This window comes from Methylobacterium soli (assembly GCF_008806385.1).
GTDB lineage: Bacteria > Pseudomonadota > Alphaproteobacteria > Rhizobiales > Beijerinckiaceae > Methylobacterium > Methylobacterium soli.
Genome location: NZ_VZZK01000013.1, coordinates 73,505 through 89,425 on the forward strand (window position 1 = coordinate 73,505; position 15,921 = coordinate 89,425).

Genomic DNA, 15,921 nt, shown 5'->3' on the forward strand with positions numbered 1-15,921 from the left:
GCGATCGGCTGCTCAACGTTCGAGGGAGGCTTCCAGAAGCCTCGGGTCCATCGCCGAGAGCGCGATCAGGGGCGCAGGCATCGCCACACCGGCACGGCGCAGTTCCTGCGCGATGGCGCGGCAGGCCTGGAGATCGTTCGCTCGGGCCGCGTCATCCGCCCGGGCGATGGCCTCGGGTGCGGGCTTGGGGGCGCTCGCGGCCGCGGGCGCCGAAGGTTTCTCGGCTTTCGGCGCAGCCTGCCCGCCCTTCTGGGCTTCGCCCTGCGGCCCGGCGGCCCCAGGCCCGGCATTCGGGATCGGTCCGCTCTGACCCGATTCCTTCTGCGGTGCTCCGCTCTCGCCGGGCTTCGGCACGGGCTTGTCCTGCGAGGGCGCCTGGACCGCCGTCGCGGCTTGCGGTGGCGGCGTGCCCGATCCGGCCTCGGAAGCGGGGGGATGCAGGAAGGCCGACAACTCCTTGCACAGGTTCGCCGGTTGGCCCGAATGGGCTCCACCCACCATCGGAGCGGCCGCCTGAGGCAGCGGCGCTTGCGCGAGCGCCGCGACCGGCAGCAGGACCGCCAACCCCCAGACCAGACCCGATCCCTTCATTCCGCGTCCCCGACGATCACCGCGGCGCAGCGAGCGCGGCTTTATGGGCCAACGGCATTCATCCGGCGGCGTTCCCGGCTAGACCGCGATCCCGGATCGCCGTCGCCGGAATGCCGCGGCTCTGTCACTGGCACAGGGTGGCGGCCCAGCCGCGTCCCGCATTCAGGAGAGCATGCGACGCGCCGCAGGACTGAACTGTTCGCTCACACCCGAGCCCTCCGTGACGACGAGGCGGGTCGCGAGGCCGTGACGCGTCGCGGCCTCAAGGGCCGGCTCGGGCCCGAGCGCCATCAGGGCCGTCGCGGCGGCATCGGCCAGCATGCAGCTCGGATGCAGGACGGTGACCTGGATCAAGCCATTGTCGATCGGGTAGCCCGTGCGTGGATCGAGGCTGTGCCCGTAGCGTCGCCCGCCCGCATCGAGGACGCGTCGGTAGTCGCCCGAGGTCGCCGCGCTCAGCTCGTGCAGGGCGACGACGATCTCATCGAGGCTCCCACCCGCGCCGGGCAACGCCTCGAGGGCGACCCACCAGGGCGTGCGATCCGGCTTCACCCCGCGTCCCCGCAATTCCCCGCCGATCTCCACGAGGTGGTTCGTGATTCCGCGCGCCGCGAGCAGGTCCGAGATCCGGTCGACCGCGTAACCCTTCGCGATCGCCGACAGGTCGAGCTGCAGGCCGCCGGGCTGGTGGGCGCTGCGCGATTCCCGGTCGAGGGCGAGGCGTGTCCAACCGACCCGTTCGCGGGCTGCCGCGACAGCCTCGGGCACGGGCGGATCCGCGACAGCACCCGGTGGTCCGAACCCCCAGAGATCGACGAGGGGGCCGAGAGTCGGATCGAAGGCGCCATCGCTGCAGGCCGCGACATCGCAGGCCTGCAGCAGGACGGCGAAGAGATCGTCGGGCAGCACCTGCCGGGTGCCCGGCGGGACCCGGTTGAAACGGCAGAGGGCAGAATCCGGCTCCCAGTGGCTCAGTTGCGCGACGAGGCGCGCCAGCTCGATCTGGATATGGCCGCGAAGCTCACCGACGCCGCTCCCGGTCGGCGAGACGAACCTGACCGACCACGTGGTCCCCATGATCCGGCCGGCGAGGTTCACGATCGAACCGGACGTCGCACCATCGCGCCCGATCGGCGCCAGGGTCGCCGGGATCAGGGCGCGGCGCATCGGCGGACCCTACTGCGGCAGAACTTCGAAGGTGGCGTTGTAGGTCGCCCGGCGGCGGGCCTTGGGGAGGCTCGCCTTGTCGTCCTGCATCTCGGCACCGAGCCAGTACATGCCAGCCTCGGGCCAAGTCACGGCGATCGATCCGTCCGATCCGGATTTCATCCGCATCTCCCCGGGCTTGTCGCGATAGCGGGCACCGCCGCGCACGATCTCGACCTCGATGCCCGGAGCCGGCACGCCGTCGAGCAGGAGGGTGAAGCGGGCCGTCTCGCCGGCCGCGAGGTTGTTCGGATGCGTGTCGGCGCGCAGTTCGAGGCCCTTCCCGGTGGGGGCGAGCGCGGCCGTGTTGGGCTTGCCGAGGGTCACGAATGTCTCGGTGCGCTGAAAGCTCTGCGTCAGCTTCAGGTCCTGCGCCTCGCGGGGGATCTCCCGCTCGAAATTCTCGACCCGCCCGCGCCAGCGCTTGGTCTCGCCGTTGAGCTTGTAGTTCGCGAACAGGAACTCGTTGGCGACGCTTGCCCGATAGGTGCCCGCGCGCACGAGGTGCAGGTCGAAGCTGCTGCGGAACTTGCCCGTGGTGGCATTCTCAGCCTTCACCGCATTCCCATCGGGACCGGTCACGATAAGGCCGTCGAGCCGCATCGGCACGTGCTCGAAGACGAAGAGGTCGTTCGAGACCGCCGTGTCGAAGGTGGCCCAGCCATCCTCGCCCGAGAGGATTGTCGAGGATGGCAGCATCCAGGCCCGGTGAGCCTCGGCGGGCAGCGGCAGAAGGATGGCGAGAGCGGCGATGAGGCGAAGCGAGCGCATGGATGTTCAGGCCTTCAGGGCTTGAGCGTGAGAGAGACCGCGCCGAGTTCGCTCGTGCCGCGGGCGCCAACCGTCTGCGTGGCCGCGGGCGGCCATACCAGGGGCAGCCGCAGGACTTCGCGCCCGCCGACCTCGCGGGCCGCCTCGACGACGACCTCGTAGGTGCCGGGCTTGAGCCCCGCGAAGGGGGGCGCATCCGGGTTGAGGCTGACGGCATGCTCGCCCGCGGGCCGGGTCGCGCCGCTCACGCCATCGATGGGCAGATCGGTCTCGCGGCCGATGCGGCGCCACCATTGGCGCATGTCCTTCAGATATTTCGTGCCGCCCTCGGGACCCTGCTTGCGCAGCTCGTACCAGACCGCGAGATTTCCGAGCGCCGTCCCGTCCTGCCCTTCGAGCCAGACCGCCAGATAGGGCCGATGATACTCGGACACGTCGAGGCGGGGGATCTGGACGCTCATCGTGAGCTCGGTCGCCGCCGCCGCCCCCGCCAGGAGGGCGGGGGCGGCCGCGAGGGTCGGAAACAGCGCGGTGACGGGGAAGCGCATCGGAGATCGTCTCAGGCGTGGATGAGCAGGAGGGCGATGAGAAGCGGCGCGAGCAGGCCGAGCCCCACCACGGGCCAGGTTGCGGGGCGCCGGCCGGCATGGATCTGCAGCAGGACGAGCCCCGTCAGGCAGAAGACCAGGCAGGCGCCCGCGAAGACATCGATGAACAGGCCCCAGGCCGGCCCGGCATTGCGGCCCTTGTGGAGGTCGTTGAGATAGGAGACCCAGCCGCGCCCGGTGCGCTCGTACAGCACGGCTCCGTCCGGACGGCCGATGCTCACGAAGGCGTCGCCGCCGGGGCGGGGCAGGGAGACCAGGATCTCGGTCTTCGAGAATTCCGCCTCGCGGCCCCCGGTGGCAATGCCGAAGGTGGCCGCGAGCCAGTCGCGCAATCCGTCGGGCAGGCGGCCCTGGCCGTTTGCCGGCAAGGCCGCGAGCGTGCCCGCGAGGTCGCGCGGCAGCACCGCCTCGCGGGTGCTCACCTGCGGACGGCCCTCGAACAGGCCCGCATGGTTCAGGGTGAAGCCCGTCACGGTGAACAGCAACATGCCGACGAGGCAGAGGCCGGAGCTGACCCAGTGCCAGGTATGAAGCTGCTTCAGCCAGAAGGCGCGCCGCGCCCGCGCCCGTCGGCGCGGCTCCGCGGCCGCGTCGAGGGATTGGCGGGTGGCGAGCGCCGTGCCGCTCACAGATCGGCCCAGCGGCGCAGAAGGTTGTGGTAGGTCGAGGTGAGGGCGATCACCGCCGGATTGTCGTCGGAGAGCTCGCCGCGCACGCCCGTGATGCCTCGATCGAGGTCGTACAGGAGCGCGCGGGCGCCATCGTCCTTGATCATCGATTGCGACCAGAAGAACGCCGACCAGCGCGAGCCGCGCGTGATCGGTTCCACGCGGTGGAGGGAGGTGGCCGGGTAGACGATCATATCCCCGGCCGGAAGCTTCACGGCGTGAGATCCGAATGTGTCCTCGATGACGAGTTCGCCACCGTCATAGTCTCCCGGCTCGGAGAGGAAGAGCGTCGTGGAGATGTCGGCCCGCATCCGGATGCCGGCGCCGGGCACCGCCCGCACGGCGCCGTCCACGTGGGCGCCGAAGCCCATGCCAATGTCGTAGCGATTGAACAGCGGCGGCGAGACCCGCAGGGGCAGCGCCGCCGCGTTGAAGAGCGGGCTGCGCCCCAGCGCCCGCAGGATCAGGTCCCCGAGTTCCCGCGCCAGGGCGGAATCCTCTGGGATCTGAAGGTTGTTCTTAGCACGCGCCGCCTGCTGGCCGGCCGTGACGCGTCCATCCACCCAATCGCCAGCCTCGAGGCGCTGCCGGCAATGAGCGACCTCCTCGGGACTGAGCACGTTCTTCACATGGACCAGCACGGCTGCGGGTTCCTCCTCAGAAGCGGGTGCCGAGGCTGACGAGCACGGTACGGCCCGAGAGCGGCACGGCGCGGGTGGAGAAGGCCGAGCCGTAATTCAGCTCGTCCGTCAGGTTGTAGGCGTTGATGGCGACCCGGTAATTGTCGGTCTCGTAGGAGATCAGCGCGTCGAGGGAGAAGGATCCCGGAATGCGGGTGATGTTGTCGCTCGCCGGGAAGTAGCCGTCGTCGACGGTGATGCCGCCGCCGATCGTGACCTTGCCGGGCAGGTTCCACCAGCGCCGGCCGAGCGAGGAGACGTCGTAGGTCGTCCACATCGTGAAGGCGTTCTCGGGCACGAAGGGGGCGGCCCGTCCGATATTCAGCCCCGACAGGACCGTTCCTTCGAGATGGGTGTAGCCGGCGAGCAGGCTCCATTCCTCGGTGAGCCGCCCGGTCGCCGTGAGTTCGAACCCGTCGACGCGGCGGCGCTCGCCCGCATCGAGTGCTCCGAGGATCAGGCCGCCGGTGACGGGATCGACGTCGAAGCTGTTGCTCTTGTCGACCCGGAACAGGGCGGCGGCGAGCCCGAGCTTGCCGTCGAGAACGCTGATCTTGCCGCCGATCTCGTAGAGCTCGGATTCCTCGGGCTTGAGCGCGTTCGTGAGCGGCACCTCGATGCCGGTCGAGTTCGCCACGTATTGGCCCTGGGGCGAGAACCCCTTGGCATAGGTGATGTAGTAGGTCTGGTCGGGCGTCGGCTGCCAGATGCCGGATGCCTTCGGGCTCACGCCCGTGGAGGCGGCCGTGATCTGCGGCGCGAACACGCCCGTCGCGGTGTTGGTGGCGCTGTAGGTGCTGATGAACCGGTCGACGCGCACGCCGCCGAGGATCGAGAATTGCTCGTTCAGCCAGACACGGTCGCTGAAGAAGTAGCCGAGATCGGCGCCGTCGCCGACGCGGCGATTGTTGTGGTTCCGGTAGAGGACGTAGCCCGCCTGCGAATGGTCGGGCGACAGGATCCGCTGGTTGGCGCGCGTGCCGGCCACCGCGAAATTCACGCGGTCGTCGTTCTGGTAGAACAGGTCGAGGCCCGTCACGACCTCGTGGCGCAGGAAGCCGGTGTGGAACTTGGCGATCGCCGAGGTCACGTTCTGCGCGCCCCACGCGCTCTGATCGAAGGATGATCCGCCGCCCGCGCTGTAGGTCACGAACGGGTTGCCGCCCCTGAAGAAGTCCCCGATGCAGGTTCCCGTGCAGGTGGCGGCCGTCGTCGAGAAATTTCGGCTGTAGAAGGACAGGCGCGTGTCGTTCGTCACCGTCAGCCAGGGTGTGAGCGTCCACTTCATCAGCGAGGTGGCGAGGTGCACGTTGGCATCGTCCCGGTCCGTGGCGCGCACGTACGAGGTGGCGCGATTGAGGCCGAACTCGGTCAGTGGGCGCGCGTAGCGGTCGCCGGGGCGCAGAGCCGTCGGAACGCCGTAATCGGGCGTGCGCTCGCTGCGCTGGAACAGGTAGTTCAGGTACCACGTGGTGTCGGTGCCGAGGCCGAAGCCGAGCGAGGCGGCGATGCCGGCCCGATCGGATTTGACGAAGTCGCGATCCTGGACGTCCTGCCGGTTCACCACGCCGGTGATGCGGATGGCCGTCGTCGCATCGATCCGGCGGTTCACGTCGAAGGTGCCGCGCGCGGTCGGCCCGCTGCCGCCGAGCCCGTCGACCGCCGTGAAGTCTGTGAGCAGCGCCTTCTTCGACACGATGTTGATGGCACCGCCCACCGTCCCGAGGCCGAGGGTCTCGGAGGACGGGCCCTTGATGACCACGACGTCGCCGATGTTGAAGCTGTCGCGGGCATAGACGCCGAAATCGCGCAGGCCGTCGAGATAGACGTCGTTCTTGGCCTGGAAGCCGCGGATCCGGAACTGATCGCCGTTGAGCCCGCCATTGCCCTCGCCGGCCGAGACGGTGATGCCCGGAACGTTGCGCAGCGCCTGCTCGAGCGTGGTGGCCTGTTGCTGCCGGATGACCTCACCCGGGACCACCGTGATCGCCTGCGGCGTGTCCTGGATCCGGCCGGGCAGCCGGGACAAGCCGGTTCCCTCCTGCAGCGTGTTCGGCTGTCGGCCATCGTAGCCCTCGACGCTGAGGAGCGGCAGCTCGGCGGCGGCATCCTGCGCGGACGCCTCCATGGGCAGGAAGGCCCCGAGCGTCGCGGCAAGGCCGACGCCCAGCACGTTGGCGCCACCCGTTTCCCGCACCGACAACTGACCGCTCATGACGCACGCTCCCGACCCTTCTGTGATTTCGCTCTAGGCTTTCACGGACGCGTGATGCAATAGATTTCGAGACGTTCTCCCAAGTCGATGCAAAGGTGTAACACGTTGGAATCGTTGTAATTTGAAAATTGAATAAATCTAAACTGCGCGATGAGCTGAGTATCCCCGTGCTCTCGCTCGCAACTGCGCCTAACGTTCATCACTCATCGTTCGGAAAACGAGGCGCCATCCCAAGTCCGGCCAAGTCCAGCAGGAGAGCCGTGTCTTTTCTCGATCGAAATCACAGCGGCGACGCGGCGCTTCCATCACTGTCGGAGCTTCACCGGCGCAGCGTCGCGGATTGGCGCAAGGTCTTCGCCGATCATCCGCTCGAAGGGGCGGCGTGGATCCGGTTCGCGGCGGAGCACGGCTTCCGCGCAGCGCAGCTCGTGCTCGGGCAGATGCATCTGGAGGGCAGCGGCGTCGCGCGCGACCCGCGCGCCGCCTATGGCTGGTTCACGAAAGCCGCGGCGATCGGCAGTCTCGAAGCCCGCAACATGGTGGGCCGCTGCCACGAACTCGGATGGGGCGTTCCGGTCGATCAGGCCGAGGCGTTGCGCCATTACCGTCAGGCGGCCGCAGGCGGGTTGGCCTGGGGGCTCTACAATCTCGGCTGCCTGCGGCTCTACGGCACCGGCGTCCGGCGCGACCACGCGGAGGCCTTCGCGTGCTTCGCAGCCGCGGCGAGCCAGGGCCACGCCAAGTCCCTCGGGCTGCTCGGGCGCTGTCACGAGGAGGGCTGGGGCATCGCGGTCAACCGCCAGGAGGCCGCCCGCCTCTACGAGAAGGCCGCGCAGGGAGGCGATTGCTGGGGCGCTCTCAATCTCGGTCTCATCCGCGCGGAGGAGGGCCGTGTCGAGGCGGCGGCGGCTCTGTTCCGGCGCGCCGTCGAGACCGCGACGCCGAACTGCCACCGCACCATCGCGACGACCTTGCTCGCACACACGGAACCGGCATACCGCGCCGTCGGCGATCTGGCCGCAGCCGCCCTTCGCTCCGCGCCGGATGGGCCGGCGGCCGAGCGACCTCCGCACACGCCCCCGAGGGCGACCCGCGAGCCGGAACCCCGCAGGATTCCGTGGCTCGCTTTCGCGGTGCTCGTGGGCTTCGGGAGGGCGCGCCTGCGACGCCGGCGCGGATCCGATCCCGCGCGCCCGGATCGCGCGCACTTGACCATCGGGTAAATGCGGATCGAGGCACGCGCTCCGCAGCGCGCGGCCGGTTGCGCTCAGCGCCGGTTGGTCAGACCGTAGAGCGCGAACCCGGCCAGTGCGGCGAGCCCGAGTGCCAGCGGCCGGTTGCCCTGGAGGGCCTCGACGGCCCGTGAGCCCGCCTCGCGCAGATCGGAGGCGACCGGATGGGCGTCGAGGATCCGCTCGGCGCGCGCCCGGTTCTCGTCGCGCGTCGCAATCGACACCACGAAGGCGTCGTCATCGCGATCGATATCGATGCTGTTGCGCGCAAATCCTGCGCGGGACAGGCGCTCGCGCGCGGAGCGAGCCGCCTTCAAGGACGGGAAGACCGCGCTGATGGTCCCCGGCTCGGTGCCGGCGTGGCGTTCTGACATGCAAATCCTCCGTGGTGCGCGTCAGAACTCACGGAAGCGTGATCGGGTTCCAGAAGGTGCCCCTGCCGGAATCCGGTGGGCCGGCCCAGAACAACGCCCTTATCGGTTCAGTTCTCGGGATGCATTGCGTATGGGGCCCCCAATTGTATGGTCGGAGGACCGACAGCAATCCACCCTGCCTCCATTTCGTGGCCCCGCTCCCGCCGGCAGACACGATTGGCCGAGGGACGGCGAGACGGGCAGGAGGGCGCCGCGGCGCGCGTGAGACGTCCATGACGATCGCTTCAGGTTCCGGTCTCGGGCTCATGGTCCGCAAGCTGACGAGCATCGCGTCTCTCTCTGGCGAGGAGCAGCAAGCAATCGAAGCACTTCCCCACGTGATCCGCGTCTTCGAGCCGGGCGAGGATATCGTTCGCGACAAGGACCGTCCGGCTTATTGCTGCATCCTGCTGTCGGGCTGGGGCTACCGCTATAAGGTCTTGGCGGACGGCAAACGGCAGATCCTGTCGTTTCACATCCCCGGCGACATTCCCGATCTGCAGAGCCTCCATCTCCGCGTGATGGATCACAGCGTCGGCGTGATCACCACCAGCAGCGTCGGCATGATCCCGCACGAGGCCTTGCGCGAGTTGACGCGGGGTCACCCCAACCTCGCGGCGATCCTGTGGCGGGACACGCTGATCGACGCGGCCATCTTTCGCGAGTGGATGACCGGGATCGGGCGCCGCACCGCCCATGGGCGCGTCGCCCACCTGCTGTGCGAACTCTACCTCAAGCTCCACGCCATCGGCCTCGCGGAGCACTTTCGGTGCGACCTGCCGATCACGCAGGTCGATATCGGCGACGCACTGGGCCTCTCGAACGTCCACGTCAATCGTATGCTGCAGGATCTTCGGGCGCGCGGTCTGATCGCGTTGCGCGGGCGCAGTCTCGCCATCGAGGATTGGGTCGCCCTGACGAGGGTCGCCGAGTTCGACCCGACCTACCTGCACCTCGTGAAACCGATCCCGGCATGACGGGCCCATGAATCTCGGATAGGCCGTTGGGCAAGTTATCGGACCGGACATCCCGGCCCGCGATGACTTTCGCATCGCCTACGTCGAACTTCCTCCAATCATCCGGCGACCTCAAGTCGCGCGGGACGACCATTCTTTTGCGGTCAAGCTTAAGAACTCGTTGGATGCCGGTGCGTTGTCCGTCCACCTTGCTCTCTCGATTTCAGGACGGGCCATGAATCATCGCATCACTCTCGCGTCAGCCTTGATGGCAGGCGCCCTTGCCTTCATTCCAGCGGCGGCCGATGCCCAAGGGGGTCGCGGCAACGCGCTCGCGGGGGGCTTCTCCGGCGGTGGCGTGGGCGGCGGTTTCGGCGGCGGCAGAGCCATCGGGGGCGGCGGATTCCGCGGCGGAGCCGGCCTTGGCGGGGCGGGTCTCGGCGGCGGTGGCTTCCGGGGCGGTGCGTTCCGCGGCGGCGGCGTCGGCGTCGGCCTTGCGGGGCGCGGGTTCCACGGCGGTACCATCGCGAATCGCGGCTTCTACGGCGGCCGAGGATACGGATACCGCCGGGGCTATGGCGGCCTCGGGCTTGGGTTGGGGCTCGGCCTCGCGGCGGGCGGCCTCGGCTACGGGTATGGCGGCTATGGCTATGACGACGGGTATTATGGCGGCGGCTATGCCCCGGTCGGATATGGCGGCTACGATTACGGTGCAGTCCCGGTCGAGACCGAGGTGGTGCCGGGCGGCGGCGACCAGACCGCCTATTGCGCGCAGCGCTTCCGCTCGTATGACCGCCGCAGCGGGACCTATCTGGGCTATGACGGCCAGCGCCACCCCTGCCCGTAAGCCTCGACCACTCTGACGTCAGTGAAGCCCCGCAGGGAAGCCTGCGGGGCTTGCCCTGTGTCTCGGCGTGCGGTCGCGCCGTTCAGGTCCCGACGACCGTGTCGACGAGCAGCTTGAGATTGAGCACCACGATCACGCCCGCGATCACCCAAGCCAGGAGCTTCAGCCAGAGCGGGATCACCAGCGGCCCCATCTTGCCGCGGTCCGAGACGAACTGGACGAGGGGAATGACCGCGAAGGGCAATTGCATCGAGAGCACGACCTGACTGAGGACGAGGAGGCGGGCGGTGCCCTGCTCCCCGTAGAGGGCCGTCACAGCCACGACCGGCACGATGGCGATGCCGCGGGTGACGAGGCGCCGGGCCCAGTCCGGCAGGCGCAGACGCAGGAAGCCTTCCATCACGATCTGGCCGGCGAGCGTCGCCGTCACGGTGGAGTTCAGGCCCGAGGCCAGGAGCGCCACCGCGAACAACGTCGAGGCGAGGCCGGCGCCGAGCAGCGGTGTCAGCAGGTCATAGGCCTGCTCGATCTCCTGCACGTCCGTCCGGCCGCTGCCGTGGAACACCGTCGCGGCCATGATCAGGATCGAGGCGTTGACGAAGAGCGCCAGCATCAGCGCGACGGTGCTGTCGATCACCGCGAACCGCAGCGCGGCCCGGCGTCCCGGCCGGTCCCGCACGTAGGCGCGCGTCTGCACGATCGAGGAATGCAGGTAGAGGTTGTGCGGCATCACGGTGGCCCCGATGATGCCGATCGCGATGTAGAGCGCCGCCGGGTTGGTGACGATCTCGGGCGACGGCAGGAAGCCGCCGAGCACCGCCTGCACGGGCGGGGCCGCGAGCGCGATCTGGATGCCGAAGCAGACGAAGATCACCGTGAGCAAGGCGATCACGAAGGCTTCGAGGGCCCGAAAGCCGCGGCGCATCAGCAGCAGGATCAGGAAGACATCGAGCGCCGTGATGGTCGCGCCGAGGATCAGCGGGATCCCGAACAGGAGCTTGAGGGCAATCGCGGTGCCGATGACTTCGGCGAGGTCGCAGGCGATGATCGCGGCCTCGCACGCGATCCAGAGCATCAGGCTGACGGGCCGGGAATAATGATCCCGGCAGGCCTGCGCGAGATCGCGCCCGGTCGCGATGCCGAGGCGCGCCGCGAGCGCCTGAAGAACGATCGCCATCAGGTTCGAGAGCAGGATGACGGCCAGAAGCGTGTAGCCGAATTGCGAGCCGCCGGCGATGTCGGTCGCCCAGTTGCCGGGATCCATGTAGCCGACGGAGACCATGTAGCCCGGGCCGATGAAGGCCATCAGGCGCCGCAGCCACGTGCCCGTCGCGGGAACCGGCACGCTCGCGTTCATCCGCCCGAGGCTCGGCTGCTCCTCGGTCTCGCGACCGAAGCGCCACGCATGCTGACGCTGCATGAAATTCACGTGAGAACCCGCTCCACCCTCAGCGTGACCTATAGCACGTGCTATAATCGATACAAGCAGCTAAGATCGTGGAGGACGGCGGCTTGTTCGTTTCGGGCCCGGATCTCGGTCGCCTGGAGCGAATGATCCCCGAGATCGGGGCGCGCTCAGGATGTCAGGATCGACCGCTCGATGAAGGCCGTCACGCCCGCGATATAGGCGTCGGCTGAGATGCGGCGCTTCCGGTACTTGGCACGCTTCACGTACCAATCCTGAAGCAGCGGCTTGATCAGGGCCGCCGTGAGCAGCACGTCGTCGATGCGAAAGCGTCCCGACGCGGCGCCGTCCGCCAGGACGTCCGCGAAGATCTGCTCCGTGGCGAGTTCGGTCGCGGTCGCGATCCGCCGGGCGGGCGCCGGAAACCCCTTCGCCTCCATGTAGGCGAAGACGAACCAGGGCTGCATGCGCTCTGTCAGCCGGATATGCGCCGCGATGAGCCAGCGCAGGTGCAGGACGGGGTCGGCCGTCAGCGCCTCGGGCGCGTCGCGGAGGGTCGCTTCCGCGGTCGTCGCCACCTCGGTCAGGATCATGACCAGCAGGGCGTTCTTGTTGCTGAAATAGGAATACAGCCCGCCCATGCTGAGGCCCGATGCCTCGGCGAGGTCTCGCAGGGTGGTCTCGTGAAAGCCCTTCTGCGCCGAGAGCCGCAGCACCGCCTCGATGATGCGGGCAAGGTTGGCCGTGGCGACGTGCGGCTTCTGGACCCGGATCGCGTCGCGGTGTCGCGCGAGGATGCGCGCGCAGATCGGCTCGAACGCCGCGAGATCGCGCTCAAGCCGCCTCGGCCCCGCCTCCGCATCGTCGATCAACTCAGCCTGCCCGCGATGTTCATGGCCCATTGCCGTCGCCCCCGCCACATCCCGGCCTGACTCTATTGCCGAACCGCGCCGGCGCCGCTAAAAAAAGTGAGCGCTTGCTCGATTTTTCGCGAGGCCCCTGGATGGATTTCTCGATCAGCCCCCGCATCGACGATTACCGCCAGCGCATCGCCGCCTTCGTCGACCGTGCGCTGATCCCCCTGGAAAGCGATCCGGCCGCCTATGACCCGCACGGGAACATCGCCCTCGACGCGCTCGCCCGCATGCGCGAGCAGGCGCGAGGCGAGGGCCTGTGGTGCCTTCAGCTCAAGCCTGAGACCGGCGGAGCGGGTCTCGACAAGGTCGGCATGGCAGCCTGCTACGAGGAGATGAACCGCTCGATCTTCGGCCCCGTGGTGTTCAACTCCGCCGCGCCCGATGACGGCAACATGATGCTCCTGGAGGCGGTCGGCACGCCGGCCCAGAAGGCGCGCTGGCTGGCGCCCATCGTCGACGGGCGGCTCCGCTCCGCCTTCGCCATGACCGAGCCCCATCCGGGCGGCGGCTCCGACCCCTCGATGATGCGCACCACGGCGCAGCGCCGGGGCGAGAGCTACGTGGTGACGGGCCAGAAATGGTTCATCACCGGGGCCGAGGATGCGGGCCACTTCATCCTGGTCGCCCGAACGTCGGACGATCCGCGCAATGGGCTGACGGCGTTCCTGTTCGACCGGGACCAGCCCAGCTGGGAGATCGTGCGGCGCATTCCCATCATGGGACCCGAAGAGCATGGCGGTCATTGCGAGCTGCGCTTCGACGGCCTGGAGATTCCACAGGACAATGTTCTGATCGGGGAGGGCGCGGGCCTCAAGGTCACGCAGATCCGGCTCGGCCCGGCGCGCCTGACCCACTGCATGCGGTGGCTCGGCCTGTCGAAGCGCTGCGTCGAGATCGCCCGGGCCTACGCGTCCGAACGCCAGGGCTTCGGCGTTCGCCTCGCCGACCGCGAGAGCATCCAGCTGATGCTGGGCGACCTCGCGATGCGCATCGAGGTCGGCCGTCTCCTCGTCATGAAGGCGGCCTGGGAGCTCGATCGCGGTGGATTCGCCCGCAAGGAAGTCTCGATGGCGAAGATCCACGTTGCCAACCTCCTGCACGCCGCAGCCGACGTCGCGATTCAGATCAACGGAGCCCGGGGCTACTCGAAGGACACGGTCCTGGAATGGATTTATCGCTACGCCCGTCAGGCGCGGCTCGTGGACGGGGCGGACGAGGTCCACAAGATGGTGCTGAACCGCTCCCTCGAGAAGGAAGACCGAGCATTCTGGCACTGGAACGTGTCCGGCGATGCACCGGCGGACGGCGCCTAGACACGCAGAGTCCGATCACGCGGGAGAGACCAGAGAGATGCCGAACAGCGTCGTGATCACCGCGGGCGTGCGCACCGCCATCGGGTCCTTCGGGGGCTCGCTGGCTTCGGTGCCGCCCGCGCGCCTCGGGGCGCTCTGCGTCGCCGAGGCCCTTCGACGGGCGGAGGTTCGAGGCGCCGATGTCGGGCACGTGGTCTTCGGCAACGTCATCCTGACCGAGCCGCGCGACGCCTACCTGTCCCGCGTCGCGGCAATCGATGGCGGCATCCCGCCAGAGGTCCCGGCTTTCACGGTCAATCGGCTCTGCGGAAGCGGCGTCCAGGCCGTGGTCTCGGCCGCGCAGGCCATCCTGCTGGGGGATGTCGAGATCGCGGTCGCGGGCGGCGCCGAGAGCATGAGCCGCGCCCCCCACATCCTCACCACCGCCCGGACGGGCCAGCGCATGGGCGACGTGGTCGCGGTCGATTACATGATTGGCGTGCTCACCGATCCCTTCGGCAACGGCCATATGGGCATCACCGCCGAGAACGTGGCCGCCCGCTACGACATCTCGCGGGAGGCCCAGGACGCGCTCGCGGCCGAGAGCCAGAGCCGGGCCCGCGCCGCCATCGCGGCGGGCCGGTTCCGGGACCAGATCCTGCCGGTCGAGGTGACGGTGAAGCGCCAGAGCCTCACCTTCGATACGGACGAGCACCCCAAGGCGACCCGCGTCGAGGACCTCGCGTCCTTGCGGCCGGCCTTCCGCCGGGACGGGTCGGTCACGGCCGGCAACGCCTCCGGGCTCAATGACGGCGCGGCCGCCCTGGTGCTGATGCGCGCCGAACGGGCCGAGCGCGACGGACGGGCGCCGCTCGCCCGGATCGTCGGCTATGCCCATGCGGGCGTGGATCCCTCCGAGATGGGTATCGGTCCGGTCCCGGCGGTGCGCCGGCTCTGCGAGCGCTCCGGGCTGAGGATCGGTGATTTCGACGTGATCGAGTCGAACGAAGCGTTTGCCGCCCAGGCCTGCGCCGTCGTGCGCGATCTCGGCTTCGACCCGTCCCGCGTGAACCCGAATGGGGGCGCCATCGCGCTCGGCCACCCGATCGGGGCCACGGGGGCGATCCTGATCGTGAAGGCGCTCCATGAATTGGCCCGCAGCGGGGGACGCTACGGTCTCGTGACAATGTGCATCGGCGGCGGTCAGGGCATCGCGCTCGCGCTTGAGCGCCTGCCCTGACCGGTTCAATCTGGGCCGCCTGAACCGCGCCGGAAGAGCGCGGCCGGGCAGGGCTCGAGGGAGTCGCGGTGCTCCGCTCGACGCGGGCATCGCCTGGAGGAATGATGGCCGGATTGTTCGATCTTGCGGATCGGCATGTGCTCGTCACGGGCGCCTCAAGTGGCCTCGGACGTCACTTCGCGCGCCGCCTCGCCGAGGCCGGGGCGCGCGTCTCGGTGACGGCGCGGCGAGCGGACGCCCTTGCGGAGACCGTGGCGCAGATCGAGGCCGCCAGAGGCAGGGCGAGCGCCCTCGTGCTGGATGTCACCGCGCCGGCCACCATCGCGCCCGCGCTGGACGAAGCCGAGGGCAGGTTCGGCCCCATCGCGGTCCTGGTGAACAATGCCGGCGTGACCGTGACGCGCGCCGCCCTCGATCTCGACGAGGAGGCCTGGGACCGCGTCGTCGATACCAACCTCAAGGGCCTCTGGCTTATGGCGCAGGCCACCGCCCGGCGCATGGTGCGCGCCCAGTCCGGCGGCAGCATCATCAACATCGCGTCGATCCTGGGCCTTCGGGTCGCGGGCGGGGTCGCGCCCTACGCGGTGTCGAAGGCCGGCGTCGTCCAGCTCACCAAGAGCCTCGCGCTCGAATGGGCGCGCCACGGGATCCGGGTGAACGCCCTCGCGCCCGGCTATATCCGGACCGAGCTCAACGGCGATTTCTTCGAGACCGATGCCGGCCAGGCGCTGATCAAGCGCGTGCCGCAACGACGCCTCGGCGAGGCCGGCGAGCTTGACGGCGCCCTCCTGCTCCTCGCCTCGGAGGCCGGCAGCTACATGACCGGAAGCGTGATCGCCATCGACGGCGGTCACCTGGTCTCGAGCCTGTGATGCGAGAC

At 69.0% G+C, this 15,921-nt stretch carries 16 protein-coding genes; 6 read left to right on the plus strand and 10 right to left on the minus strand.

The window, feature by feature from the left end:
- Positions 1-12 precede the first annotated feature (12 nt).
- From F6X53_RS14205 to F6X53_RS14235, 7 genes are all read right to left on the minus strand, one after another.
- The gene (locus tag F6X53_RS14205; protein ID WP_151000858.1) at positions 13-591 is read right to left on the minus strand and encodes a hypothetical protein; all 579 of its coding nucleotides are present in this window, start codon (positions 589-591) and stop codon (positions 13-15) included.
- 162 nt (positions 592-753) lie between these two features.
- Positions 754-1,758 (minus strand): FAD:protein FMN transferase, encoded by a 1,005-nt coding sequence (locus F6X53_RS14210; protein WP_151000860.1) that lies wholly within the window; start codon positions 1,756-1,758, stop codon positions 754-756.
- 9 nt (positions 1,759-1,767) lie between these two features.
- Positions 1,768-2,568, minus strand: coding sequence for a DUF4198 domain-containing protein (locus F6X53_RS14215; protein ID WP_151000862.1), 801 nt, complete (start codon positions 2,566-2,568; stop codon positions 1,768-1,770).
- A 14-nt stretch (positions 2,569-2,582) separates the two neighbouring features.
- On the minus strand, positions 2,583-3,116 hold the full coding sequence (locus F6X53_RS14220; RefSeq protein WP_151000863.1) for a DUF2271 domain-containing protein: 534 nt from the start codon (positions 3,114-3,116) through the stop codon (positions 2,583-2,585).
- Between the two features lie 11 nt (positions 3,117-3,127).
- Positions 3,128-3,805, minus strand: coding sequence for a PepSY-associated TM helix domain-containing protein (locus F6X53_RS14225; protein ID WP_151000864.1), 678 nt, complete (start codon positions 3,803-3,805; stop codon positions 3,128-3,130).
- A complete protein-coding gene (locus tag F6X53_RS14230; protein ID WP_151000865.1) occupies positions 3,802-4,485 on the minus strand; it encodes a Fe2+-dependent dioxygenase in 684 nt (227 codons plus the stop codon). The genes F6X53_RS14225 and F6X53_RS14230 overlap by 4 nt, the downstream gene beginning before the upstream one ends.
- A 16-nt stretch (positions 4,486-4,501) precedes the next feature.
- Positions 4,502-6,739 carry a TonB-dependent receptor gene (locus tag F6X53_RS14235; RefSeq protein ID WP_151000866.1) on the minus strand — a complete coding sequence of 746 codons (2,238 nt, stop codon included), beginning with the start codon at positions 6,737-6,739 and terminating at the stop codon, positions 4,502-4,504.
- A 260-nt stretch (positions 6,740-6,999) separates the two neighbouring features.
- Here F6X53_RS14235 and F6X53_RS14240 point away from each other — a divergent pair, with 260 nt between their 5' ends.
- Positions 7,000-7,962, plus strand: a complete 963-nt coding sequence (locus F6X53_RS14240) for a tetratricopeptide repeat protein (RefSeq protein WP_151000867.1) — start codon at positions 7,000-7,002, stop codon at positions 7,960-7,962.
- 44 nt (positions 7,963-8,006) lie between these two features.
- On the opposite strand, the gene F6X53_RS14245 is transcribed toward F6X53_RS14240, so the two are convergent.
- Positions 8,007-8,345 carry a hypothetical protein gene (locus tag F6X53_RS14245; protein ID WP_151000868.1) on the minus strand — a complete coding sequence of 113 codons (339 nt, stop codon included), beginning with the start codon at positions 8,343-8,345 and terminating at the stop codon, positions 8,007-8,009.
- Between the two features lie 272 nt (positions 8,346-8,617).
- Between F6X53_RS14245 and F6X53_RS14250 the strand changes: the two genes are divergently transcribed.
- Complete coding sequence (locus F6X53_RS14250) at positions 8,618-9,361, plus strand: Crp/Fnr family transcriptional regulator (protein ID WP_151000869.1); 744 nt, start codon at positions 8,618-8,620, stop codon at positions 9,359-9,361.
- 214 nt (positions 9,362-9,575) lie between these two features.
- The gene (locus F6X53_RS14255; RefSeq protein ID WP_151000870.1) at positions 9,576-10,187 is read left to right on the plus strand and encodes a BA14K family protein; all 612 of its coding nucleotides are present in this window, start codon (positions 9,576-9,578) and stop codon (positions 10,185-10,187) included.
- A gap of 82 nt (positions 10,188-10,269) precedes the next feature.
- On the opposite strand, the gene F6X53_RS14260 is transcribed toward F6X53_RS14255, so the two are convergent.
- Together F6X53_RS14260 and F6X53_RS14265 are read right to left on the minus strand one after the other, a co-directional pair.
- Positions 10,270-11,607 carry an Nramp family divalent metal transporter gene (locus tag F6X53_RS14260; protein WP_151000871.1) on the minus strand — a complete coding sequence of 446 codons (1,338 nt, stop codon included), beginning with the start codon at positions 11,605-11,607 and terminating at the stop codon, positions 10,270-10,272.
- Between the two features lie 155 nt (positions 11,608-11,762).
- Positions 11,763-12,494: a TetR/AcrR family transcriptional regulator gene (locus F6X53_RS14265; protein WP_151000872.1), complete on the minus strand. Its 732-nt coding sequence runs from the start codon at positions 12,492-12,494 to the stop codon at positions 11,763-11,765.
- A gap of 101 nt (positions 12,495-12,595) precedes the next feature.
- Here F6X53_RS14265 and F6X53_RS14270 point away from each other — a divergent pair, with 101 nt between their 5' ends.
- The 3 genes from F6X53_RS14270 to F6X53_RS14280 all read left to right on the plus strand — a co-directional run bounded on the left by F6X53_RS14270 (position 12,596) and on the right by F6X53_RS14280 (position 15,913).
- A complete protein-coding gene (locus tag F6X53_RS14270; RefSeq protein WP_151000873.1) occupies positions 12,596-13,822 on the plus strand; it encodes an acyl-CoA dehydrogenase family protein in 1,227 nt (408 codons plus the stop codon).
- Between the two features lie 37 nt (positions 13,823-13,859).
- Positions 13,860-15,041, plus strand: a complete 1,182-nt coding sequence (gene bktB, locus F6X53_RS14275; RefSeq protein ID WP_151000874.1) for a beta-ketothiolase BktB — start codon at positions 13,860-13,862, stop codon at positions 15,039-15,041.
- A gap of 104 nt (positions 15,042-15,145) precedes the next feature.
- The gene (locus tag F6X53_RS14280) at positions 15,146-15,913 is read left to right on the plus strand and encodes an SDR family NAD(P)-dependent oxidoreductase (RefSeq protein ID WP_151000875.1); all 768 of its coding nucleotides are present in this window, start codon (positions 15,146-15,148) and stop codon (positions 15,911-15,913) included.
- The last annotated feature ends 8 nt before the right edge of the window (positions 15,914-15,921 follow it).